This is a genomic window from Pseudomonas sp. S12(2018), assembly GCF_024355235.1.
GTDB classification, from domain to species: domain Bacteria; phylum Pseudomonadota; class Gammaproteobacteria; order Pseudomonadales; family Pseudomonadaceae; genus Aquipseudomonas; species Aquipseudomonas palmensis.
Map to the genome: position 1 here is coordinate 707,982 of NZ_QLAD01000002.1, position 22,635 is coordinate 730,616.

Consider the following 22,635-nt stretch of genomic DNA (forward strand, 5'->3'; position numbering starts at 1 on the left):
GCATTCTACCGCCGTTACGCCGCCGTTGCAGGCACAAAACCGCTCGACAACACCGGCAAACGATCAGGGGGTGAATCGATCCCCCCCTGATGCAGTACAATCGGCGCTTTTACTTGGCAGCGAGTCGACCCGCCAATGATCGAACCCAAGCGCGTCCTGCGCGCCCTAGCCGAACACTGGGCCCTGCTCGAGCCGTTGTGCGAGCGCTTCGACGGGGGCACCCTGAGCCTGGCCGAGCTGCGCGGGCAACTGGCCGCACAACAGCTCGACAGTACGCCCCAGGACATCACCAACCTGCTGGACGTGTGGATTCGCCTGGACATCCTGGTCCCGGTGGCCAAGAGCCCGAACCGCTTCGAGCTCAACGCCCAGATCCACGACTTCCTGGCCTACCTGCGGCGCGAGCACCGCCTGGGCCTGTGCCTGGAGATCGAAGCCTACCTGCGCCACCTCGAGCGCCTGGCCGGGCATATCCAGGACGCCTTCGACATCCGCGACGGCAACGACCTGGCGCGCCAGCTGCGTCTGCTCGACATGCGCGTGCGTGACGTGCTGAAAAAACTCGACAACGACGAGCAGGCGCTGGTGGCGGTGGCCGAGCGGGCCAAGACCAGCGACCGGCAGATCCCGCTGCGCCAGCGCTACGCCGAAGTGCTGGCCACCTGGGACGAATACGTCGAGCCGATGATCCAGCTGGTGAACGCCGACGGCGCCTTCGAACAGGGCGTGCGCAAGGTCGAGACCGTGCTGCTGCGCCTGCTGGGCGAGCAGGCGCGACTGGGCCACCTGGTCGACGACGACATGCTGCTGCGCACCCACGCGCGCATCCTCGAGATGCAGACCAGCGCCCAGCTGACCCTGCGCCACGCCCGCGAGCTGCTGCTGCCGCTGCGTGAAGAGGCACGCCGGCACAACGCCGTGACCCGTGGCGCCGCACTGGCGCTGTCGGTGATCCGGCGCAAGGGCATCGACGCCGTGCCGCAGGCGGCCATGCCGCTGTTCACCCGCCCGCAGAGCACCTTCCTCGGCAGCGCCAGCCAGGTCGAGGCCTACGTGTATGCCCTGGCCCGCTTCGAAGCCAAGCCGGCGCAGTTCCCCAAGGCGCACAAGAGCCACAAGGGCGCCGCGCCGCGCGCACCGCGCACGGTCAAGGAAATGCTCGAACGCTGCGAAGACGCCCTGCCGCTGCCCGACCTGATGGTGTGGCTGCTGGAGCAGGAGCCCGAAGGCGCCACCGACGAACTGCTGTACTGGTTCTCGCGCCTGTCGCGGGAAAAACGCTTTACCCGCGCGCGCCTTGAGCGCCGCGAGTACACCACTCAGGAACACCTGGTCAGCCTGCGCTCGTTCGCCCTGACTTCAAGCCGCGAACCGTCGCCCGAGCCTACTGCGAGCCCTACCCATGCATCTTGATCTTTCCGAACTGTCCCAGCTCGCACCGATCTTCCGCGAGCTGTTCAAGGGCTTCCACATCAGCCGGCGCGACCCGGAGCTGTATGCCCAGCTGTCGAACTTCCAGGACCAGTACCGCGGCCTGTTCAAGGCTCTGGGCTTCGAACTGGTGTGCGACACCCGTGGCTTCTACTACTTCGTGCCGGAACTGGCCGCTGCCCAGGTCAACAAGACCGCCCAGCGCCTGTCGCTGTTCACCTTCATCCTGGTGGAGCACCTGGCCGACCAGGGCCGCGACCCGATGTCGGTGCTCGACGGCGGCAGCCTGGGGCGCGACGAGCTGCCCTCGCTGCTGGAAAAGTACCGCGACCTGTTCCTGCAGGCCGAGGTGCAGACCCCCGACGAGCTGGAAGAGAAGATCATGCGCCGCATGACCCAGCTCGGCTTTGCCAGCGAAGACAACGGCATCTACCGCTTCCTGCCGCCGATGCACCGCTTCCTCGACGTGTGCCTGTCGGTGCAGCAGGACCGCGACCTGGCCGCCAGCCTGCACAGTGCCCTGCCGCTGCCGACCCCGGTGCTGGTGGTGGAAGAAACCCCTGAAGAGCTGAACAGGACCGACGACCCGCTCGACCTGAGCCCGTTCGAGGAAAGCGAAGAAGACGCCTTGGCCCGTGCCATTGCCCAAGAGCAACAGGAGATTGACGCATGAGCCAGGACCGCTACGGCATTCGCCGCTTTGCATTGCTCAACACCGCCGGCTACAGCCTGGGCCTGTTCCCTCTGGAGCACCCGCTGTCGGTGTACGGCGCCAACAACCTGGGCAAGAGTGCGTCGATCAACGCCCTGCAGTTCCCGATCCTGGCGCGCATGTCGGACATGAGCTTCGGCAAGTACAGCCTGGAGCAGTCACGCCGCTTCTACTTCGCCAGCGACACCAGCTACATCCTCTGCGAGGTCAACCTGCCCCACGGCCCGCACGTGATCGGCGTGGTCGGGCGCGGCCCTGGCGGCGGCTTCGGCCACCAGTTCTTCGCCTATGCCGGCGAGCTGGACCTGGGCCACTACCAGAAGAACGACACCTGCCTGCGCCAGAAGGAGCTGTTCACCAACCTGGAGCGCAACGGCCTGAAAGCCTACGAGCTCAAGCCCGACGAACTGCGCCGGCTGCTGGTGGGCGGGCACACCTCGGTGCCGCTGGACCTGACCCTGATTCCGCTGCGCTCCACCAGCGAGCAGAGCCTGAAGACCTTCCGCGCCCTGTTCATCAACCTGCTGCACATGCGCGAGATTACCGCGGCCAAGCTCAAGCAGCTGTTCCTCGATGCGTTCGAGCACAGCCTGCGCTCGGGCAGCGTCGACTACATCGCCGCCTGCGAAGAAGCCTTCCGCGACGTGCGGCGCATGGAACAGGACTACAACTCGCTGGTAGCCGCCGGCCCGCTGGTCGAGGCCCTGGCCAATGGCGTGGCCCAGCGCGACATCCTGCGCGGCAAGCTGCACCGCCTGTCACCGCTGCTCGACCAGTTGCTCGGCACCTGGCAGGACTACGCCGGCGCACGCAAGGAAGAACTGGTGCTGCAGGCCGAGCACTACAGCCACGAGCAGGACGCGCTGCAGAACAACCAGCGCGGCGGCACCCAGGAGCTGATGCGCCTGGAACGCGAGATGACCGGTATCCAGCGCTGGCTGGGCGAACTGTCGGTGCTCAAGCACCGCTTCGCGCTGGTGGACGACGTCAAGGTGCTGGAGCAGCAGCTGCTGGCCGCCAAGGACGCCCACGACGAACTGGCCGGTGCCCTGGCGCAGTCGCGCCAGTTCAGCGCCGAGGACCTGGAAGAGCGCCTGCGCGACCTGGAGAAACGCCTGAAGTCGGTCAAGCAGCAGCTCGACCATGCCGACAACAACAGCTATGCACGCCTGCGCGAAGAGTTCTCGCAGCAGGACGTCGAGCGCCTGATGCGCCTGTTCAACGGTGCGCTGTTCAGCCTGCCGCTGGGCGAGCGCGGCATCGAGCTGGATGACAGCGACGTGTGGGTCAAGTCTCTGGAAGCGGTACTCGACGGCTTCAAGGGCGAGCGCTTCGAGGCGCCGGGGCTGTCCATCGACCTCAGCCATATCGAGCCGCCGGCCTTGCAGGCCCTGGCCGACCGCGCCGCGCTGCGCGACCAGAAGGAGCGCCTGGAAAAAGAGCTCAAGCAGCTCAAGACCCAGCAAGCCGTGGCCGCCGACCGCGCCGCGAGCAAGACCCAGACCGAAGCGCTGTACCAGCAGGTGCTGGATGCGCAAAAGGCCCTGGAAGACTACCGCCGTACCCAGACCCTGTCGGCCGAGGAAGGCGACAAGCTGGAGCAGCTGGCGCAGATGGAGGCGGCCCAGGACGAGCTCAAGCGCTCCAGCGACGCGTTCACCGAGCGCGTGCAGCAACTGTCGGCCAAGCTGCAACTGGTCGGTCGCCAGATCGCCGACATGGAGGCCAAGCAGCGCACCCTCGACGACGCCCTGCGCCGTCGCCAGCTGCTGCCGGCCGACCTGCCGTTCGGCACGCCGTTCATGGACCCGGTCGACGACTCCATGGACAACCTGCTGCCGCTGCTCAACGACTACCAGGACAGCTGGCAGGGCCTGCTGCGGGTGGATGGCCAGATCGAGGCGCTGTACGCCCAGGTACGCCTCAAGGGCGTGGCCAAGTTCGACAGCGAAGACGACATGGAGCGCCGTCTGCAGCTGCTGATCAACGCCTATGCGCACCGTACCGACGAAGCCCTGACCCTGGGCAAGGCGCGGCGCGCGGCGGTGACCGACATCGCGCGTACCCTGCGCAACATCCGCAGCGACTACGACAGCCTCGAGCACCAGCTGGCACTGTTCAACCGCGAGATCAACAAGCGCCAGGTATCCAACCTGCAGAGCTTTCGCATCGTGCTGGCGCCGAACAAGGAAGCGCTCAAGCACATCGACCAGATCATCCACAGTGCCGGCCAGTACGAGGAAGGCGAGACCCTGTCGGTGTTCGACCTGAGCCAGAGCGCCGAGCAGGACAACAAGAACGAAGAGGCCAAGGAGTACCTGGCGCGGCTGGTGGCAGCCAACCACAACCAACTGGGCCTGAAGGACCTGTTCGAGCTGGCGTTCGAGATCACCAAGGTAGGCGGCCAGCCGATCATCCATACCGACATCGATGGCGCGGCCTCCAACGGCACCACCATGACCATCAAGGCGCTGACCAACATGTACCTGTTGCTGCACCTGATGGACCGCGACCAGGCCGGGCGCGTGCGCCTGCCGTACTACCTGGACGAGGCGGCCGACATCGACGAACGCAACCAGGCGGCATTGCTGGAGACCAGCCTGCAGTTGGGCTTCGTGCCGATTCTGGCGAGCGTGAAGCCGCAGGTATCGGCGCACGTTGCAATCGACCTGGAGGGCGGTAGCGGGCCGAACGGGATCTACATCGACGAGGCGGACTGGAAGTACATCAGCCGTCGCGATCAGGTGAAGGTCGAGGTGCGGGAAGTGGAGGTTGAGCCGGCGTCGATCTGACGGCCTTGGGGGCCCTTTGGGCCCCATCGCGGGTCAAGCCCGCTCCCACAGAGGGCACCATTGAACCTGTGGGAGCGGGCTCGACCCGCGATGGATTAAACGCGGTCTTATTCTGCCCAAGGCAGAATCGGAATCGCTGTCACCGCGTTCTGCGGGCTGCCTTCGATCAGGCGGTCGCTGTACACCAGGTACACCAGCGTGTTGCGCTTCTTGTCCAGAAAGCGCACCACCTGCATGGTCTTGAACACCAGCGAGGTGCGCTCCTTGAACACTTCATCGCCATCCTTGAGCTCGCCCTTGAAGCGAATCGGCCCCACCTGACGGCAGGCGATCGACGCCTCGGCACGGTCTTCGGCCAACCCCAGCCCACCCTTCACGCCGCCGGTCTTGGCGCGCGACAGGTAGCAGGTCACGCCCTCCACCTTGGGGTCGTCGAACGCCTCGACCACGATGCGGTCGTTGGGCCCGACGAACTTGAACACCGTCGACACCTGGCCGATTTCCTCCGCACCGGCCAGCATCGGCAAGGCCAGCAAGGCGGCTGCAAAAATCCCTTTGATCACGCTCATTTCCTCATACCAGAATCAGGTTGTCGCGGTGCACCAGTTCCGGCTCGGCGCTGTAGCCCAGCACGGCCTCGATGGCCTCGGATGACTGGCCGATGATCTTCTGCGCTTCCAGCGCGCTATAGTTGGCCAGGCCGCGGGCCACCTCAAGGCCGTCCGGCCCTACGCACACGACCATCTCGCCACGCCGGAAACTGCCCTGCACGGTCTTGACGCCCACCGGCAGCAGGCTCTTGTTGGCCTGGCGCAAGGCCTGCACCGCACCGGCGTCCAGCACCAGGGTGCCGCGGGTCTGCAGGTGCCCGGCCAGCCATTGCTTGCGTGCCGCGAGCATGCCGCGCTCGGGCGAGAGCAAGGTGCCCAGGCGCTCGCCGGCCTTGAGGCGGTCGAGCACGCGCTCGATGCGACCGCCGACGATGATGGTGTGCGCCCCCGACCGCGCGGCCAGGCGCGCCGCACGCAGCTTGGTCTGCATACCGCCACGCCCCAGTGCGCCACCGGTGCCGCCGGCCACGGCGTCCAGCGCCGGGTCATCGGCGCGCGCCTCGTAGATCAGCTGGGCTTCGGGGTTGTTGCGCGGGTCGGCATCGAACATGCCGTCGCGGTCGGTGAGGATCACCAGCAGGTCGGCTTCCACCAGGTTGGCCACCAGTGCGGCCAGGGTGTCGTTGTCGCCGAAGCGGATCTCGTCGGTGACCACGGTGTCGTTCTCGTTGATCACCGGTACCACGCCCAGCTCCACCAGGGTACGCAGGGTGCTGCGGGCGTTGAGGTAACGCTTGCGGTCGGAGAGGTCGTCGTGGGTCAGCAGGATCTGCGCGGTGTGCCGGCCATGCTCGGCAAAGCTCGACTCCCAGGCCTGCACCAGGCCCATCTGGCCGATGGAGGCGGCAGCCTGCAGCTCGTTCATCGCACTCGGTCGCTTGCTCCAGCCCAGGCGGCTCATGCCGGCAGCCACGGCCCCCGAAGAGACCAGCACCAACTCGACCCCTGCCTCATGCAGGGCCACCATCTGCTCGACCCACACGCCCATCGCCGCGCGGTCCAGGCCCTTGCCATCCGCCGTCAGCAACGCGCTGCCGATTTTCACGACCCAGCGCTGCGCACCCGTCACCTTGCTCCGCATCTTCTTCCAACCTATAGAGATCTTTAGATACCAAAACGCCGCTTGAAAAAGCGGCGTTTAGTGTACTGCAACGAATCAGTCGCGCACGTAAATGATTTCCGGGCCGTCTTCGTCGTCTTCCCAGTCGTCATCGTCATCATCGTCGCCGATGTCGTGCACGCTCTTGACGCCGGTACGGCGCAGGGCGCGCGCGTCGTCCAGGGCCTGCAGCTGGGCACGGGCCTCGTCTTCGATGCGCTGGTCGAGGTCGGCCAGCTCGTCGCGGTAGGCCGGGTCGGCCGCCAGGCGGTCGGCACGGTCTTCGAGGTAGCGCATGATGTCGCGGCTGAGCTGCTCGGTGCCCTGCTTGGAGATCGCCGAGATCACGTACACCGGGCCTTCCCACTGCAGGCGCTCGACCACTTCCTTGACGCGCTCGTCGCGCTCGTCGTCCATCAGCATGTCGGTCTTGTTCAGCACCAGCCAGCGGTCACGCTCGGCCAGCGACGGGCTGAAGCGGGTCAGCTCGTTGACGATGACTTCGGCGGCGTCGGCGCTGCTGCTTTCATCCAGCGGGGCCAGGTCGACGAGGTGCAGCAGCAGGCGGGTACGCGCCAGGTGCTTGAGGAAGCGGATACCCAGGCCGGCGCCTTCCGAAGCGCCTTCGATCAGGCCGGGGATGTCGGCGATGACGAAGCTCTTCCAGCGGTCGACGCTGACCACGCCCAGGTTCGGCACCAGGGTGGTGAACGGGTAGTCGGCGACTTTCGGCTTGGCGGCCGACACCGAACGGATGAAGGTGGATTTGCCGGCATTGGGCAAGCCCAGCAGGCCGACGTCGGCCAGCACTTTCATTTCCAGTTTCAGGTCACGCTGCTCGCCGGGCTTGCCCGGGGTGGTCTGGCGTGGCGCACGGTTGGTGCTGGACTTGAAACGGGTATTGCCCAGGCCGTGCCAGCCGCCCTGCACCACCATCAGTTTCTGCCCGGCCTTGACCAGGTCGCCGATCACTTCCTGGGTGCCCGCGTCGATCACGGTGGTGCCGACCGGCACGCGCAGGATCAGGTCGTCGCCCTTCTTGCCGGTGCAGTCGGTGCTGCCGCCATTGGAGCCGCGCTGGGCCTCGAAGTGGCGGGTGTAGCGGTAGTCGACCAGGGTGTTGAGGTTTTCGTCGGCAACCATGTACACCGAGCCGCCGTCGCCACCATCGCCACCGTTGGGGCCACCGTTCTCGATGAACTTCTCGCGGCGGAAGCTCATGCAACCGTTACCGCCGTCACCGGCCTTGACCTTGATCGATACTTCGTCAACAAACTTCATAAAAACCGCCTCTCGTCAGTTGGACGAGCTGAGTGACACAAAGACATAAGGCTCTTGCAAAAGTGAGCGCGGCGGCCCCGATACGGCCAGAACACCAGCGCCGGCAGCCCATACAAACAGCTTTGCAAGAGACTCACCCCACAAACGAAAAAGCCCCGTCGCGAGACAGGGCTTTTCCAGCGATCGCGCGATTACTCGGCAACGACGCTCACGTAACGACGACCGAAGGCGCCTTTTACTTCGAACTTGATCTTACCCGCGATCTTGGCGAACAGGGTGTGATCCTTGCCCATGCCAACGCCGTAGCCAGCGTGGAATTGGGTGCCGCGCTGACGCACGATGATGTTGCCCGGGATGATAGCCTGGCCGCCATACATCTTCACGCCAAGGCGTTTGGCTTCTGAGTCGCGACCGTTACGGGTACTACCACCAGCTTTTTTGTGTGCCATGGTTCAATTCTCCAGAAATGGGGATTTGGGCGATTAAGCCGAAATACCGGTGATCTTGATTTCGGTGAACCACTGGCGGTGGCCCATACGCTTCATGTGGTGCTTACGGCGGCGGAACTTGATGATGCGCACTTTGTCGTGACGACCTTGCGAGATCACTTCAGCAACAACCTTGGCACCAGCAACGACTGGAGCGCCGATGTTCACGTCGTCGCCATTGGCAACCAACAGAACGCGGTCGAAAGTCACGGATTCGCCAGTGGCGACTTCCAGTTTTTCGATTTTCAGGTATTCACCTTCGGCGACTTTGTACTGCTTGCCACCGGTAACAATTACTGCGTACATGGGTATTTCTCCGATAATCCTGCTCACCCAGCTCTTTATAGGAAGAGTATTGGCTGGCATGGCTGCATAGGGCTGGAACGGCCCAGTGCAATTGCGTAAGGCAGGTGCTGCCCAGGAAGTTCAGGGTGCGCGATTGTACGCAAGCCAGCTTTGCCTTGCAAGTGTGGCCATTGACCCCACGGGCAGTGCGCCTTGACACGCCGGGACCCGCAACCTAGCATGCCGCGCAACCCTTATGGAGCACCTGTGGCCGATGCAACCCCAAGCTTTCTACCGTGCGGTAGCGGACGACTTCAGCGCCGTTGACGAGATCATCAAGAAGCAGCTGACTTCGCGTGTGCCGCTGGTATCGAAAATCGGCGACTATATTACCTCGGCCGGGGGCAAGCGTCTGCGCCCGCTGCTGGTGTTGCTGTGCGGCAAGTCACTGGGCCGCGAAGGCGACGACCTGCGCCTGCTGGCAGCCACCATCGAGTTCCTGCACACCGCCACCCTGCTGCATGACGACGTGGTCGACATGTCGGGCATGCGCCGTGGCCGCTCCACCGCCAATGCCCTGTGGGGCAACGCGCCAAGCGTGCTGGTGGGCGACTTCCTGTACTCGCGCTCGTTCGAGATGATGGTCGAGCTGGGCTCGATGCCGGTCATGCAGATCCTCTCCAAGGCCACCCGCGTGATTGCCGAGGGTGAAGTGCTGCAGCTGTCGCGCATTCGCGACGCCAGCACCACCGAGGAAGTCTACATGGACGTCATCCGCGGCAAGACCGCCATGCTGTTCGAAGCCTCCACCCACAGCGCCGCCGCACTGGCCGGCGCCAGCGACGAACAGCGCGAAGCCCTGCGTACCTTCGGCGACCACCTGGGCGTGGCCTTCCAGCTGGTCGACGACCTGCTCGACTACAAGGGCGACGCAGAGACCCTGGGCAAGAACGTCGGTGACGACCTGGCCGAAGGCAAGCCGACCCTGCCGCTGATCTACACCATGCGCGAAGGCACCCCCGAGCAGGCGGCGCTGGTGCGCCAGGCCATCCAGAAAGGTGGCCTTGAAGACCTGGAGAGCATCCGCAACGCAGTGGAGGCCGCCGGCGCGCTGGAGTACACCGCACAGATGGCGCGTGACTACGTGGCCCGTGCCATCGCCTGCCTGGACGTGCTGCCGGCCAGCGAATACCGCGATGCGCTGGTCGAACTCAGCGAATTCGCCGTCGCCCGCACGCACTGATCCCCTGCCCCGGCCCATCGCTCGATGGGCCTGCTTTTCCTCTGGCCGGCAAAACCCTATACAATGTGGGTTTTCTGCACGTAGTCCTGAGGAACCGTAGTGAGCACTTTGCCACCCTGCCCCAAATGCAACTCCGAATACACCTACGAAGACGCCAGCCAGCTGATCTGCCCCGAGTGCGCCCACGAGTGGTCGGCCAGCGGTGAAGCCGAAGCGGCCAGCGACGAAGCGGTGAAGAAGGATTCGGTGGGCAACGTCCTGCAGGACGGCGACACCATCACCGTGATCAAGGACCTCAAGGTCAAGGGCACCTCGCTGGTGGTCAAGGTCGGCACCAAGGTCAAGAACATCCGCCTGTGCGACGGCGACCACGACATCGACTGCAAGATCGACGGCATCGGCCCGATGAAGCTGAAATCGGAATTCGTGCGCAAGGTCTGACCCCTGCCTGCCCGGGGCTGCACTCGCAGCCTCGACCCTACCGCCCGGCGGTAATCGCAAGAAAAATCCAATAGTCACTTGCTATTTTGATAATAAGAATTATTCTCATTGAACGCTTTCAAGGAGAATAGCCATGACTTATCTGATAGACGCCTGGCTTGACCGCCCCCATCCGTACCTGCGCATCCTGCACCGCGAAACCGGCGAGGTATGCGCCGTGCTCGAAGAAGACGCGCTGGGCGAACTGCGCGACCAGGGCGACCTGGATCTTCACGGGTTGAACTCGAGCGAGCCTGTGGTGCTCAAGGAGCTGGTGAGGAATCTGTTCCTGTTCTGCTATGCCCGGGCGTTGCGCCCTGGGGGTGGCGCGCAGTGGAACTGAAAACGCTTCGCCGGCAAGGCCGGCTCCTACACGGGTACGCGCTGACCCTGTAGGAGCCGGCCTTGCCGGCGAAGAGGTATTACAGTACGTCCAGCAGCTCGACGTCGAACACCAGCACGCTGTGCGGCGGGATGCTGCCAACGCCCTGGGCGCCGTAAGCCAGCTCGCTCGGTACGTACAGGCGCCATTTGCTGCCCGCGTTCATCAGTTGCAGGGCCTCGGTCCAGCCAGCGATCACGCCGCCGACCGGGAATTCTGCCGGCTGGCCACGCTCGTAGGAGCTGTCGAACACGGTGCCGTCGATCAGGGTGCCGTGGTAGTGGGTGCGCACGCTGTCTTCACGGCTTGGCTTGGCGCCTTCACCGGCAGTCAGTACTTCGAACTGCAGGCCCGAGGCCAGGGTGGTGATGCCGTCACGCTTGGCGTTCTCGGCCAGGAAGGCCTTGCCTTCGCCAGCGGCCGCTTCGGCCTTGGCAGCCGCTTCGGCCTGCATGATTTCACGGATGACCTTGAAGCTGGCCGACAGGTCTTCTTCGCTGACGCGGCTGGCCTGGCCATTGAAGGCGTCGGTCAGACCGGCCAGGATCGCGTCCAGGTTGACGCCCGGTGGCGGGTTGTCACGCAGCTGGCCACCCAGCTGACGGCCAATGCCGTAGCTGACGCGGGTTTCGTCGGTGGACAGGTTGAGTTCGGACATGTTTCTGCTCCGCTACAGGGCGCACAAAAGCCGCGCCCGCTGTGAAAAGGGCAAGCAGCCTAGCACACTGCGGCAAAGCAGTTCAGCTACCAGGCAGTACGTCGCGGCATCGGCACCTTGAGGTCTTCTTCGGGGGTGCCGTGCAGGCCGCACATCTCGTCCTGCACCGACCAGTGCACCAGGTGCAGCGGCACGGCGGGCAAGCCATTGAGCAGGCGCTGGCCATCGACCACCGAGTGCACCTTGAGACGTACACCCTTGGCATCCAGCAACGGGTGCGCCTTGCCCTTGACCCGGGCCTCGAGCACGAAGTCCCCCCCTTCGATGGCGATCAGGTTCAGTTCGTCCACCCGGCCGGCCCTGGCCTCGCTGTTCAGTTCATGCAGGTTCATTGCGATACCTCGCTACTGGAACATTCCACAGGCCGTTCATTTTTTGTACAGCATCGACCAAAGCACAAGCCAGAAACGCAACCGCCCGTCCGTTATGCAACGGACGGGCGGCTGACAAGGCGTGATACCCCGCAGGTCAGTGCTTGGTCATCTTGTCCAGGTAGCCCATGGCGAACGCCGAGACCACGAAGGTCATGTGGATGATCACGTACCACATCAGGTACTGGGTCTCGATGTTGCGCGCGTCCATGAACACCCGCAGCAGGTGGATGGAGGAGATCGCCACGATCGAGGCGGCCACCTTCATCTTCAGCGAGGAAGAGTCCATCTTGCCCAGCCAGTTGAGCTTTTCGGTGCCTTCGGCGATATCCAGCTGCGACACGAAGTTCTCATAGCCCGAGATCATCACCATCACCAGCAGGCCGCCCACCAGGGCCATGTCGATCAGCGACAGCAGTACCAGGATGAGGTCGGACTCGGCCAGCGAGAAGACGTTGGGCAGCACATGGAAGATCTCCTGAAAGAACTTCAGCGCCAACGCCAGCAGCCCCAGGGACAGGCCAAAATAGATGGGTGCGAGCAGCCAGCGCGAGGCGTACATCGCATTTTCGATAAAGCGTTCCATTGAGCAGATCACCAGGTGGCTGGAAAAAAACGAGCGCGAGTATAGCAGCCACCTGTGACAGGAAAAGCCCGCGACACGCTGCCACAGGCCAGTGGATGATCCGGTCGGCTCAGGTGTCGGGGTTGGACTGCAGGTCACCCACATGGTGAACCCGTTCGCCGTTGATGCGACGCAGCTGCGCCTGCAGGTGCACGCACCAGATCTGCGGGTCGTCGGCCACCTGGTAGCCGTGCAGGGTCAGGCTGTCGACAATCGCGCTGAGCACCGACTCGGCCACGAACGGCCCGTGAAACGGCCCCTGGGCCTTGATCGCGGAGGGTTGCTCGCCGGCCATGCCGGCGGCGAACAGCAGTGTCCACATGCCGGTGTCACCGGCCAGCGGGCGGATACGGCACTCAATGCGGGTCACCAGGCCCAGGCATTGACGGGTAAGGCTGAGGGTACGCGGCATGGCGACGGTCCTCGGTGAGGCGTTGCGTAGCCTGTGGCCAGGCTGGTTTCGATCCTTTTGCGCACGACGGTCCATGCCTTGAGGATAGAAGAAATCCGCCGGCGACAAGCGGTCGGCGCCGAGCGGTCATGTGCCGTGCGCCGAACTGCCCCCTTCGCCCGTAATGCCGACTCCCACGTGTGGGAGCCGGCATTACGGGCGAAGAACCCACCGCGGTCAGGAAGGCTTCACCTGCGCCAGCGCCTCTTCGGCCTGCTCCTTCTCGGCTTCCTTGAGGTCCTCTTCGCTGATCATCTCGGCAATCACCCGCAACCGCTCGACTACCCGCGCATTGATGCTGCCTTCGGGGAACTCGCCCTCCTCGTTCGGCTGCCCGGCCGGCTCGCCCACCAGCAGGCTCAGGGCCTCGTCGGCCTGGCTGACTGCGTACACATGGAATTGCCCGGCGCGCACCGCCTGCAGCACGCGCTCGTCGAGCATCAGCGTGGCCACGTTGGCCCGCGGGATGATCGCGCCCTGCTCACCGGTCAGGCCACGAGCCTCGCACAGGCGGAAGAAGCCCTCGATCTTCTCGTTGACCCCGCCCACCGCCTGCACTTCACCGAACTGGTTGATCGAGCCGGTGATCGCAAAGCACTGCTTGAGCGGGGTTTTCGACAGGGCCGAGATCAGCGTGCAGGCCTCGCCCAGCGATGCGCTGTCGCCATCCACATAGCCGTAGGACTGCTCCAGCGCGATGCTGGCCGAAATGGCCAGGGGGAACTCCTGGGCATAGCGGCTGCCCAGGTACCCGGTGAGGATCATCACGCCCTTGGAGTGGATCGGCTGGCCCAGGTTGACCTCACGCTCGATGTCGACGATGCCGCTGCCGCCCGGGTACACCGTGGCGGAAATCCGCGCCGGCACGCCGAACGCCGAATCGCCCACCTCCAGCACGGTCAGGCCGTTGCACTTGCCCACCGCCGCGCCTTCGGTGTCGATCAGGATGATCCCGGCCAGCATGTCGTCGAGAATCCGCGCCGATACCCGCCCGGTACGCGTGGCCTTGGCCTTGAGCGCCCGCTCGATGTGCCCGGCGTCGGTCATCTCGTCGTTGGCCAGGTGGCGAATGAAATCCGCCTCGCTGACCAGCTGGAACAGGTCGCCGATGCGCGCCGACAGGCGCCCCTGGTGCTCGGCCAGGCGGGCGCTGTAGGTGGCCAGGCGCGCCACCGCATCGGCGGTCAGCGGGGCCATGCCCTCCTCGCTGGTGCGGGTCTTGAGCAACTGGGCGAACTGCTCCAGGCTCTCCTCGACCATGGGAATGTCTTCGTCGAAGTCCACCAGCACCCGGAACATCTCCTGGAAGTCCGGGTCGTGGTCCTGCAGCGCGTAGTACAGCTGGCGGGCGCCGATGATGATCACCTTGACCTGCAGCGGGATCATCTGCGGGGTGAGGGTCACGGTGGCCAGGCGACCGAACTCGCCCAGCGGCGACTCCATCTTCAGCTTGCGCGATTGCAGGGCGCGCTTGAGCGCATCCCACACGAACGGCTCGCCGAGCATCTTCTCGGCTTCCAGAATCAGGAACCCGCCATTGGCGCGGTGCAGCGCCCCCGGGCGCAACTGGCGATAGGTGGTGTACAGCGCGCCCTGGTCGTTGCCGTATTCGATGCGGCCGAACAGGTTGTCGTAGGTAGGGTGCGGCTCGAACACCACGGGCGCACCGCCGCTGGCGTGATGGCCGACCACCAGGCTGGGGGCGTACTGCTCTTCGAGCATCTTGCGCGCCACGGCGTCGGTCTTGCTGTCGTCGACCAGTTGCTCGACCACGGTGCGCAGCAGGTTGACCTGCATGGCCTGCAGGTAGGCGCACACCGCGGCGTTCTCGGCGTATTTCTCCGACAGCGGGGCCAGCAAGGGCTGCAGGGCCAGGGTGATGGTTTCTTCGTTGAGCTGGCGCAGCTGGTTGTTCGACTCGCGCTTCCACTGCGGCAGGCTGGCGAGCTCTTCGTTGAGGCGCTCTTCCAGCGCGGCGATGTCCTCGTGGAAGCGCTCGCGCTCGGCCTCAGGCAACTGGGCGAACTCGGCCTCATCCAGCGCCTTGCCATCGGCCATGGGGGTGAAGGCGACGTTGCTGCTGTCGCGGTACAGGGCCACGTCCTTTTCCAGCGAGGCGCGCTCGATCACATCCAGGGCACGGTCGTAGCGCTGGTTGAAGGCGCGGTCGATGGCGCTTTTCTTCTGCTGATAGGACGGGTGCTCGAACACCGCCGGAAAGGTCGCCAGCAGGTTGTCGATCAGGCCCCCGATATCGGCGATGAAGGCCCCGGCACTGCCGGCCGGCAGCTCGAACGCCTTGGGCTCGCGGGGCTCGTCGAAGTTGTTGACGTACAGCCAGTCGGACGGCGTCTGCAGGCGCTTGCCTTCTGCCTTGAGGTAGCGCTTGACGAACGAGAAGCGGCCGGTGCCCGGCTCGCCCATGACAAACACGTTGTAACCGGGGCGTGGCATGGCGACGCCGAACTGCAAGGCTTCGACTGCACGTTCCTGGCCTAGCACACCGCGAAAGGGCTCCAGATCATTGGTGGTGGAAAAATCGAACTGTTCAGCGGAAAACGGCCGGGTCAGGGCTTCGGGCGCAAGACGCAGGCTCGCAGCAACAGGATCGGGCATCGGGCTTCCTTACTTCGGCGGGGCGGATGACGGCATTCTGGCGCCGCCTGCGCCCGGCTTGCAAGGCTCTTCAACGCTTTAGCGCGCAGGGTCGAAAACCTGCTCCGCGTCAATTATTTCAAGCAATCTTTTGCAATTAATCACGGAACCCTTAGATCGTGCCTAAACTCCAAACTGCGCGGCTGGGTAAACAACCGACCCGTCCTGGCAACTAGTCCTACAGACATGCCAGATAACCCTGACCTTTGGTTTGAACATCAGAAAGAGAACAATGCTATGAAACGGATTCTTCTGGGTACTCTGTTCACCGCGGTTTCGCTCAACGCCATGGCCCAGGCGCCAGGCGGCCCGGACTGCGGCTGGGGCAACATGCTGTTCGAGGGCCAACGCGGCACGCCGGCTCACTTCCTCGCATCCACCACCAACGGTACCTCGGGCAACGCCACCTTCGGCATGACCTCGGGCACCAACGGCTGCTCCACCAATGCGTCGCTGACCTATGGCGGCAAATCCTGGTTCGCCATGAATGGCATGATGAACGAGCTGTCCGAAGACATGGCGCAAGGCCAGGGCGAAGCACTGACCACCTACGCGGTGGTACTGGGCGTCGCACCGGAAGACCGTGCGCACTTCGCGGCCGTGACCCACCAGCACTTCCAGGAAATCTTCACCACAGCCGACGCTACCGCTGAAGATGTTCACACCAACACCCTCGCCGTCCTGAAAAGCGACGCCCGTCTGGCCAAATACGCAACCCCGGCCTAAGCTCGGCACACCCGCCCCGACCACGGGGCGGGTTTGTTTGCCCGCCTCTATCGGCATCATTCAGACGTAGTTGCCCGACATGCTCAAACGCCTTGCCTACCTGGCGCTCTGTGCCTGCGCCCCGCTGCACGCTGCTACCGTGCTGGACGATGCTCGTCTGCACGCACTGGCCAACGACCGCTACTGGATCTCCCTGGGCCATTACGAAACCGCCAAGCTCGGCGGATGGCGCAGCTACGTGGACGACCCCAAATTCTTCCTGGCCAAGGACGGTGCGCACCACCCTGACCAGGAACTGCGCGCCACCTATGAGGCGCTGTACGCCCCGGCCAGCCTGGGCGACCAGCACGCGCAATGCGTATTCCCGGCGCGCACCCGCTGGCTGCGCGAGCAGTTGCAGCTCACCGACCTGCCGGCGCCGGACTGCAAGGCCTACACCCAGTGGTACTCGGACGTGTCGCCGCACAGCGCGGTGATGATCTTCCCGGCCGCCTACCTGAACAGCCCCTCGTCGATGTTCGGGCACACGCTGCTGCGTATCGACCAGGCCGACGTGCAGAGCGACAACACCGCACTGCTGAGCTACGCGATCAACTTCGGCGCCTACATCGAGGGCAACGACAACAGCATCCTGTATGCCTGGAAGGGCCTGATGGGCGGCTACCCCGGCCTGTTCGCGCTGGTGCCCTACCAGGAGAAGCTGTCCGAGTACCGCAGCCTGGAAAACCGCGACCTGTGGGAGTACCGGCTGAACCTCACGCCCGAGGAAACCGGGCGCATGGTCGAGCACATCTGGGAACTCAAGCAGATCCAGTTCGACTATTTCTTCTTCGACGAAAACTGCTCGTATCGCCTGCTCGAACTGCTGCAGGTGGCACGGCCGAGCCTGGACCTGACCTCGCAGTTCCCGCTCACGGCGATCCCCACCGACACGGTCAAGGCGGTGAAACAGTCCGGGCTGGTGGCGCGTACCGACTACCGTCCATCGCGCGAGCGCGAGCTGCTGGAGCGGGCCAAACCGCTGGACCATGCCGAACAGCAGCAGGTGCTGGCCGTGAGCGCCGACACCGCGCAACTGCAGAGCCCCGCCTTCACCGAGCTGCCGCGCGAGCGCCAGGCGCTGGTGCAGGACGCCGCCTATCGCCTGGAGCGCTACCGCGCCAATGGCCTGGAGCGCGACCCGGAGCGGGCCAGGCGCAGCTTCGAGTTGCTGCGCGCGATCAACCGCAACCCGCCACCGCCGTTGCAGATCGAACGCCCCGGGCTGCCGGAGGACGGCCACGAGTCGCGCACCTGGCAGCTGGGCGTGGGTACCCGAGAAGACCGGGCCTTTGCCGAGTACGGGCTGCGCATGGCCTATCACGACCTCAACGACAACGCCTACGGCTTCCCGCTGGGCGCGCAGATCGAGATCCTGCAGCTGAAGGTGCGCCAGTACGAACACAACGACTGGCAGGTGCAGCGCCTGGACCTGGCAACGATCCGCTCGCTGACGCCGCGCAACGACCTGCTCAAGCCGTGGTCGTGGCAGGTGGCCGGCGGGTTGGAACGGGTGCTGGGCAAGCATGAGAACGAGGTGCTGGTCAGCCATGTGAATGGCGGCGCCGGGGGCACCTGGCAGTTGGGCCAGGACATGCTCGGGTTTGCCCTGGGCACGGTGCGGGTGGAGCACAACAATGACTTTGCCGGGTTCATCGCACCCGCGGCAGGGTTCAACACCGGCGTGCTGTGGCGCAACGGGCTGGGCAACCTGAGCCTGGAGGCCAAGGGCGACTACTTCACCAATGGCGAGGTCCGCCGCAGCCTGAGCCTCAACCAGCAGTGGGAACTGTCGCGCAACCTGGGCCTGCGCCTGAGTGCCAGGCGCGAGTTCAGCCAGCTGGCGACGGCGCAGAACGAGGTGATGCTCGAGGTGAAGTGGTACAACTACTGAAGTCATCGCGGGTCAAGCCCGCTCCCACAAGGGCAGTGAGAAACCTTGTGGGAGCGGGCTTGACCCGCGATGCGATCCAATTGTCTGACATCTTTTTGACCTCTCTTGCACACACCAGCACCTAGACTTCCCCCCAACAGGTGGAGAGTTCGAACATGCGCGGGCACTGGGTACTGGTGGCAATGATGCTGGGCGGTTGCGCCAGCACCCACGATCAACTGATCGAGCAAGGCTACCCTGCCCCCTACGCCGACGGCTTCCAGGCCGGTTGCAGCAGCGGCCACCAGGCCGCAGGCGTGATGATGGGCGAGTTTCGCAAGGACGTGCCGCGCTATCTGCACGACCGCCAGTACGAGACCGGCTGGGACGACGGTTTTCGCCAGTGCCAGGCCATGCAGCAGAGCCAGGACCAGGACACCTACCGCAGCCGCCACTGGGACGAGCGCGACCAGCAGTGGCAGCAGGAAAAGGACCGCGACGCCGCCCGCGCCTATCGACGCCAATAGGTCGCCCTCGAACATTCGATGCAACCGGTGACCGCGCATCATGGTCTTCCTACAAAGGAGGCCAACCATGAGCCGAGCATTCGTCAACGAAGACCAGGCCGCCGATCAGGCCAATCAACCGGTAGAGCGGCGCATCAGCGAACAACCCAACCACGTCACCGCCCAGGGCCTGACCCTGCTCAAGCAGCGGGTCAGCGAACTGGAGACCCTGCGCAGCACGCTGCTGGGCGACCCCGACAAACAACGCCTGGCCGAGGTCGAGCGCGACCTGCGCTACTTCAGCGCCCGCGTGCAGAGCGCCCAGGTGGCCGCACCCGCCACCTCGCAGAGCAAGGTGCAGATCGGTAGCCGGGTGGTGTTTGTCGATGAAGAAGGCCGCCAGCATGAAGTGCAACTGGTCGGCGAAGACCAGGCCTATGCCGCCAGTGGCCTGATCAACTGGGGGTCACCCCTGGGCCGGGCACTGCTGGGGGCAGCGCCCGGTGACGAGGTGCTGTGGCGACGACCGGCGGGTGATCAACTGATCGAGGTCGTCGCCATCGAGCCGCAGCCCTAGACCACGCCCTGGGCCAGCATGGCGTCGGCAACCTTGACGAAGCCGGCGATGTTGGCGCCCTTGACGTAGTTGATGCGGCCGTTCTCTTCGCCGTAGTACACGCAGGCATGGTGGATCGACTGCATGATGTTGTGCAGCTTGCTGTCCACCTCGCCGGCCGTCCACAGCAGGCGCATGGCGTTCTGCGACATCTCCAGGCCGCTGACGGCCACGCCGCCGGCGTTGGAGGCCTTGCCCGGGGCGAACAGGATGCCGGCTTCGATGAAGAGGTCCACGGCGTCCAGGGTGGTCGGCATGTTGGCGCCTTCGGCCACGCAGATGCAGCCGTTGCGCAGCAGGGTGCGTGCGTCTTCGGCGTCCAGCTCGTTCTGGGTGGCGCACGGCAGGGCGATGTCGCAGGCCAGGCTCCAAGGGCGCTGGCCGGCGCGGAACTCCAGGCCGAACTCGCCGCCCAGCTCGCTCAGGCGGCCGCGCTTGACGTTCTTGAGCTCCATCAGCGCATCCCACTGCGCATCGTTCAGGCCGGCTTCGCAGTACAGGGTACCCTCGGAGTCGGACAGCGAGATGACCTTGCCGCCCAGGTCCATGACCTTGCGCGCGGCATATTGCGCCACGTTGCCGGAGCCGGAGATGGCCACACGGCGACCGTCAATGCGCAGGCCGTCGCGCTTGAGCATTTCTTCGGCGAAGTACACGCAGCCGTAGCCGGTGGCTTCGGGGCGAATCAGGCTGCCGCCGTAGTTCATGCCCTTGCCGGTCAGCACCGAGGTGAACTGGTTGGCCAGGCGCTTGTACTGGCCGAACAGGAAGCCGATTTCGCGACCACCTACGCCGATGTCACCGGCCGGCACGTCGAGGTCGGCGCCGATGTGGCGGTACAGCTCGCTCATGAATGCCTGGCAGAAGCGCATGACTTCGGCGTCGCTCTTGCCCTTGGGGTCGAAGTCCGAGCCGCCCTTGCCGCCGCCCATGGGCAGCGAGGTGAGGGAATTCTTGAGTACCTGTTCGAAGGCCAGGAACTTCAGCACGCCGAGGTTCACCGAAGGGTGGAAACGCAGGCCGCCCTTGTATGGGCCGATGGCGCTGCTCATCTGGATGCGGTAGCCGCGGTTGACACGCACCCTGCCCTTGTCGTCGACCCACGACACACGGAACAGAATGGCCCGCTCCGGCTCGACCATGCGTTCGAGAATACCGGCCTGCAGGTAGTGCGGGTTGGCTTCGAGGAAGGGCCATAGGCTGCGCAGTACCTCTTCCACGGCCTGATGGAATTCGGGCTGGGCAGGGTCGCGTTTTTGCAGGCGTGCGAGGAAGTCTTCGACGGATTCGATCATTTAGACATTCACCAGATAGAGTTGGACTTATTAGTTTTTTCAGGACTTTACCAAGAACCGCTCGCACCGCAACAGGGCAAAATGTCGTTTTTATGGAAATAAATGGTGCATTTCTATAAATGTATACACCTTCGCCGGCAAAGCCTGCTCCTACAGCAGGCCGCACAACCCTGTAGGAGCCGGCCTTGCCGGCGAAGGATTCACCCGGATTCCAGGCAAAAATAACGGGGCCCGAAGGCCCCGTTTCAGTGCAAGACCGTGAAGGTCATGCCAGTTTCTTGTGCCGTACCCGGTGCGGCTGGGCAGCGGCTTCACCCAGGCGCTTCTTGCGATCGGCTTCGTACTCGGTGTAGTTGCCTTCGAAGAACACCGCCTGCGAATCGTCTTCGTAGGCCAGGATGTGGGTAGCCACACGGTCAAGGAACCACCGATCGTGAGAGATCACGATAGCGGCGCCCGGGAAGTCCAGCAGGGCTTCCTCCAGCGAACGCAGGGTTTCGACGTCGAGGTCGTTGGACGGTTCGTCGAGCAGCAGCACGTTGCCGCCCTCTTTGAGCGTCAACGCCAGGTGCAGACGGCCACGCTCACCACCGGAGAGGTCCTTGACGAACTTCTGCTGGTCGCCGCCCTTGAAGTTGAAGCGCCCCACGTAGGTACGCGCCGGAATCTCGTAGTTGCCGATGCGGATCTGGTCGGAACCGTCGGAGATCTGCTGGAACACGGTCTTGCCGCCGTCCAGGTCTTCGCGGCTCTGGTCGACGCAGGCCAGTTGCACGGTTTCACCGATCTCGATGCTGCCCGAGTCCGGTTGCTCCTTGCCCATCAGCATGCGGAACAGGGTCGATTTACCGGCACCGTTACCGCCGATCACACCGACGATGGCGCCTTTTGGCATGCTGAACGACAGGTTGTCGATCAGAACGCGGTCGCCGTAGCCCTTGGTGACGTTCTTGAACTCGATGACCTTGTCACCCAGACGCGGGCCGGCCGGGATGTAGATCTCGTTGGTTTCGCTGCGCTTCTGGAATTCCTGCGACTGCATTTCTTCGAAGCGTTGCAGACGCGCCTTGGATTTGGACTGGCGGGCCTTGGCGCCTTTGCGCACCCATTCCAGTTCTTCCTTCATGGCCTTTTCATGGGCCGACTGCTGCTTGGACTCCTGGGCCAGGCGGTCCGACTTGGCTTCCAGCCAACCCGAATAGTTGCCCTCGTAAGGAATACCGGCGCCGCGGTCGAGTTCCAGAATCCAGCCGGCGACGTTGTCCAGGAAGTAACGGTCGTGGGTAATCGCGACCACGGTGCCCGGGAAGTCGTGCAGGAAGTGCTCCAGCCAGGCGACCGAGTCGGCATCCAGGTGGTTGGTCGGTTCGTCGAGCAGCAGCATGTCGGGGGCCGACAGCAGCAGGCGGCACAGGGCCACGCGGCGCTTCTCGCCACCGGACAGGTGTTCGACCTTGGCGTCCCAGGCCGGCAGGCGCAGCGCGTCGGCGGCGACTTCCAGCTGGCGCTCGAGGTTGTGACCGTCGCTGGCCTGCAGGATCGCTTCCAGCTTGGCCTGTTCGGCGGCCAGCTTGTCGAAGTCGGCGTCCGGGTCGGCATAGGCGGCGTAGACCTCGTCCAGGCGGGCCTGGGCGTCCTTGATCACGCTGACGGCCTCTTCGACCACCTCACGCACGGTCTTGGTGGGGTCCAGTTGCGGCTCTTGCGGCAGGTAGCCGACATTCAGATCGGGCATCGGACGCGCTTCGCCGTCGAACTCGGTGTCGACGCCGGCCATGATTTTCAGCAGGGTGGATTTACCCGAACCGTTGAGGCCGAGCACGCCGATCTTGGCGCCGGGGAAAAAGGACAGCGAAATGTTCTTGAGGATTTCCCGCTTCGGCGGCACAACTTTGCTCAGCCGATGCATGGTGTAGACGTATTGAGCCAAAACGTGAGCTCCAGTAAGTAGGTCAA

Annotated in this window: 22 protein-coding genes; 10 read left to right on the forward strand and 12 right to left on the reverse strand. The window is 64.4% G+C overall.

Annotated features, from left to right (window positions below; genetic code table 11):
- The first annotated feature begins 135 nt into the window (after positions 1-135).
- The 3 genes from mksB to mksF are packed head-to-tail and all read left to right on the forward strand — an operon-like array spanning position 136 to position 4,935.
- Positions 136-1,413, forward strand: coding sequence for an Mks condensin complex protein MksB (gene mksB / locus DN388_RS07090; protein ID WP_043859814.1), 1,278 nt, complete (start codon positions 136-138; stop codon positions 1,411-1,413).
- Entirely contained in the window at positions 1,403-2,104 is a 702-nt protein-coding gene (gene mksE, locus DN388_RS07095; RefSeq protein WP_043859813.1) for an Mks condensin complex protein MksE, read from the forward strand. Before mksB ends, mksE begins: the two co-directional genes overlap by 11 nt.
- A complete protein-coding gene (mksF, locus tag DN388_RS07100; protein WP_054916262.1) occupies positions 2,101-4,935 on the forward strand; it encodes an Mks condensin complex protein MksF in 2,835 nt (944 codons plus the stop codon). The genes mksE and mksF overlap by 4 nt, the downstream gene beginning before the upstream one ends.
- A gap of 107 nt (positions 4,936-5,042) precedes the next feature.
- On the opposite strand, the gene DN388_RS07105 is transcribed toward mksF, so the two are convergent.
- The 5 genes from DN388_RS07105 to rplU all read right to left on the reverse strand — a co-directional run bounded on the left by DN388_RS07105 (position 5,043) and on the right by rplU (position 8,720).
- Complete coding sequence (locus DN388_RS07105; protein WP_043860223.1) at positions 5,043-5,504, reverse strand: CreA family protein; 462 nt, start codon at positions 5,502-5,504, stop codon at positions 5,043-5,045.
- Between the two features lie 4 nt (positions 5,505-5,508).
- The gene (gene proB, locus DN388_RS07110) at positions 5,509-6,627 is read right to left on the reverse strand and encodes a glutamate 5-kinase (RefSeq protein WP_043860222.1); all 1,119 of its coding nucleotides are present in this window, start codon (positions 6,625-6,627) and stop codon (positions 5,509-5,511) included.
- Positions 6,628-6,702: 75 nt separating this feature from the next.
- Positions 6,703-7,926, reverse strand: coding sequence for an Obg family GTPase CgtA (gene cgtA / locus DN388_RS07115; protein WP_043860221.1), 1,224 nt, complete (start codon positions 7,924-7,926; stop codon positions 6,703-6,705).
- Positions 7,927-8,117: 191 nt separating this feature from the next.
- A complete protein-coding gene (gene rpmA, locus DN388_RS07120) occupies positions 8,118-8,375 on the reverse strand; it encodes a 50S ribosomal protein L27 (RefSeq protein WP_010225698.1) in 258 nt (85 codons plus the stop codon).
- A gap of 33 nt (positions 8,376-8,408) precedes the next feature.
- Positions 8,409-8,720: a 50S ribosomal protein L21 gene (gene rplU / locus DN388_RS07125; protein ID WP_038614793.1), complete on the reverse strand. Its 312-nt coding sequence runs from the start codon at positions 8,718-8,720 to the stop codon at positions 8,409-8,411.
- Positions 8,721-8,973: 253 nt separating this feature from the next.
- Between rplU and DN388_RS07130 the strand changes: the two genes are divergently transcribed.
- The 3 genes from DN388_RS07130 to DN388_RS07140 all read left to right on the forward strand — a co-directional run bounded on the left by DN388_RS07130 (position 8,974) and on the right by DN388_RS07140 (position 10,765).
- The gene (locus DN388_RS07130) at positions 8,974-9,942 is read left to right on the forward strand and encodes a polyprenyl synthetase family protein (RefSeq protein WP_043860220.1); all 969 of its coding nucleotides are present in this window, start codon (positions 8,974-8,976) and stop codon (positions 9,940-9,942) included.
- Between the two features lie 99 nt (positions 9,943-10,041).
- Entirely contained in the window at positions 10,042-10,383 is a 342-nt protein-coding gene (locus DN388_RS07135; protein ID WP_043860219.1) for a zinc ribbon domain-containing protein YjdM, read from the forward strand.
- Positions 10,384-10,516: 133 nt separating this feature from the next.
- Positions 10,517-10,765, forward strand: a complete 249-nt coding sequence (locus DN388_RS07140) for a hypothetical protein (protein WP_043860218.1) — start codon at positions 10,517-10,519, stop codon at positions 10,763-10,765.
- 79 nt (positions 10,766-10,844) lie between these two features.
- Here DN388_RS07140 and DN388_RS07145 read toward each other — a convergent pair whose 3' ends face one another.
- From DN388_RS07145 to DN388_RS07165, 5 genes are all read right to left on the reverse strand, one after another.
- The gene (locus DN388_RS07145; RefSeq protein ID WP_043860217.1) at positions 10,845-11,462 is read right to left on the reverse strand and encodes an FKBP-type peptidyl-prolyl cis-trans isomerase; all 618 of its coding nucleotides are present in this window, start codon (positions 11,460-11,462) and stop codon (positions 10,845-10,847) included.
- Between the two features lie 86 nt (positions 11,463-11,548).
- The gene (locus DN388_RS07150) at positions 11,549-11,854 is read right to left on the reverse strand and encodes a DUF6482 family protein (RefSeq protein ID WP_043860216.1); all 306 of its coding nucleotides are present in this window, start codon (positions 11,852-11,854) and stop codon (positions 11,549-11,551) included.
- A gap of 136 nt (positions 11,855-11,990) precedes the next feature.
- On the reverse strand, positions 11,991-12,479 hold the full coding sequence (locus tag DN388_RS07155) for a TIGR00645 family protein (protein WP_043860215.1): 489 nt from the start codon (positions 12,477-12,479) through the stop codon (positions 11,991-11,993).
- Between the two features lie 109 nt (positions 12,480-12,588).
- On the reverse strand, positions 12,589-12,930 hold the full coding sequence (locus DN388_RS07160) for a hypothetical protein (RefSeq protein ID WP_043860214.1): 342 nt from the start codon (positions 12,928-12,930) through the stop codon (positions 12,589-12,591).
- A gap of 216 nt (positions 12,931-13,146) precedes the next feature.
- Entirely contained in the window at positions 13,147-15,585 is a 2,439-nt protein-coding gene (locus DN388_RS07165; protein ID WP_043860213.1) for a Lon protease family protein, read from the reverse strand.
- A gap of 276 nt (positions 15,586-15,861) precedes the next feature.
- Between DN388_RS07165 and DN388_RS07170 the strand changes: the two genes are divergently transcribed.
- The 4 genes from DN388_RS07170 to DN388_RS07185 all read left to right on the forward strand — a co-directional run bounded on the left by DN388_RS07170 (position 15,862) and on the right by DN388_RS07185 (position 19,345).
- Entirely contained in the window at positions 15,862-16,350 is a 489-nt protein-coding gene (locus DN388_RS07170) for a DUF3015 domain-containing protein (RefSeq protein WP_043860212.1), read from the forward strand.
- A 79-nt stretch (positions 16,351-16,429) separates the two neighbouring features.
- Positions 16,430-18,283: a DUF4105 domain-containing protein gene (locus DN388_RS07175; protein WP_054916264.1), complete on the forward strand. Its 1,854-nt coding sequence runs from the start codon at positions 16,430-16,432 to the stop codon at positions 18,281-18,283.
- A 155-nt stretch (positions 18,284-18,438) separates the two neighbouring features.
- Positions 18,439-18,789 (forward strand): hypothetical protein, encoded by a 351-nt coding sequence (locus DN388_RS07180; protein WP_043860210.1) that lies wholly within the window; start codon positions 18,439-18,441, stop codon positions 18,787-18,789.
- A gap of 67 nt (positions 18,790-18,856) precedes the next feature.
- Entirely contained in the window at positions 18,857-19,345 is a 489-nt protein-coding gene (locus DN388_RS07185; RefSeq protein WP_254998088.1) for a GreA/GreB family elongation factor, read from the forward strand.
- Here the strand turns inward: DN388_RS07185 and gdhA are convergent.
- Together gdhA and ettA are read right to left on the reverse strand one after the other, a co-directional pair.
- A complete protein-coding gene (gene gdhA, locus DN388_RS07190) occupies positions 19,342-20,679 on the reverse strand; it encodes an NADP-specific glutamate dehydrogenase (RefSeq protein WP_043860208.1) in 1,338 nt (445 codons plus the stop codon). The genes DN388_RS07185 and gdhA overlap by 4 nt on opposite strands.
- A 265-nt stretch (positions 20,680-20,944) precedes the next feature.
- Positions 20,945-22,609 carry an energy-dependent translational throttle protein EttA gene (ettA, locus tag DN388_RS07195; protein ID WP_043860207.1) on the reverse strand — a complete coding sequence of 555 codons (1,665 nt, stop codon included), beginning with the start codon at positions 22,607-22,609 and terminating at the stop codon, positions 20,945-20,947.
- Between the last annotated feature and the right edge of the window lie 26 nt (positions 22,610-22,635).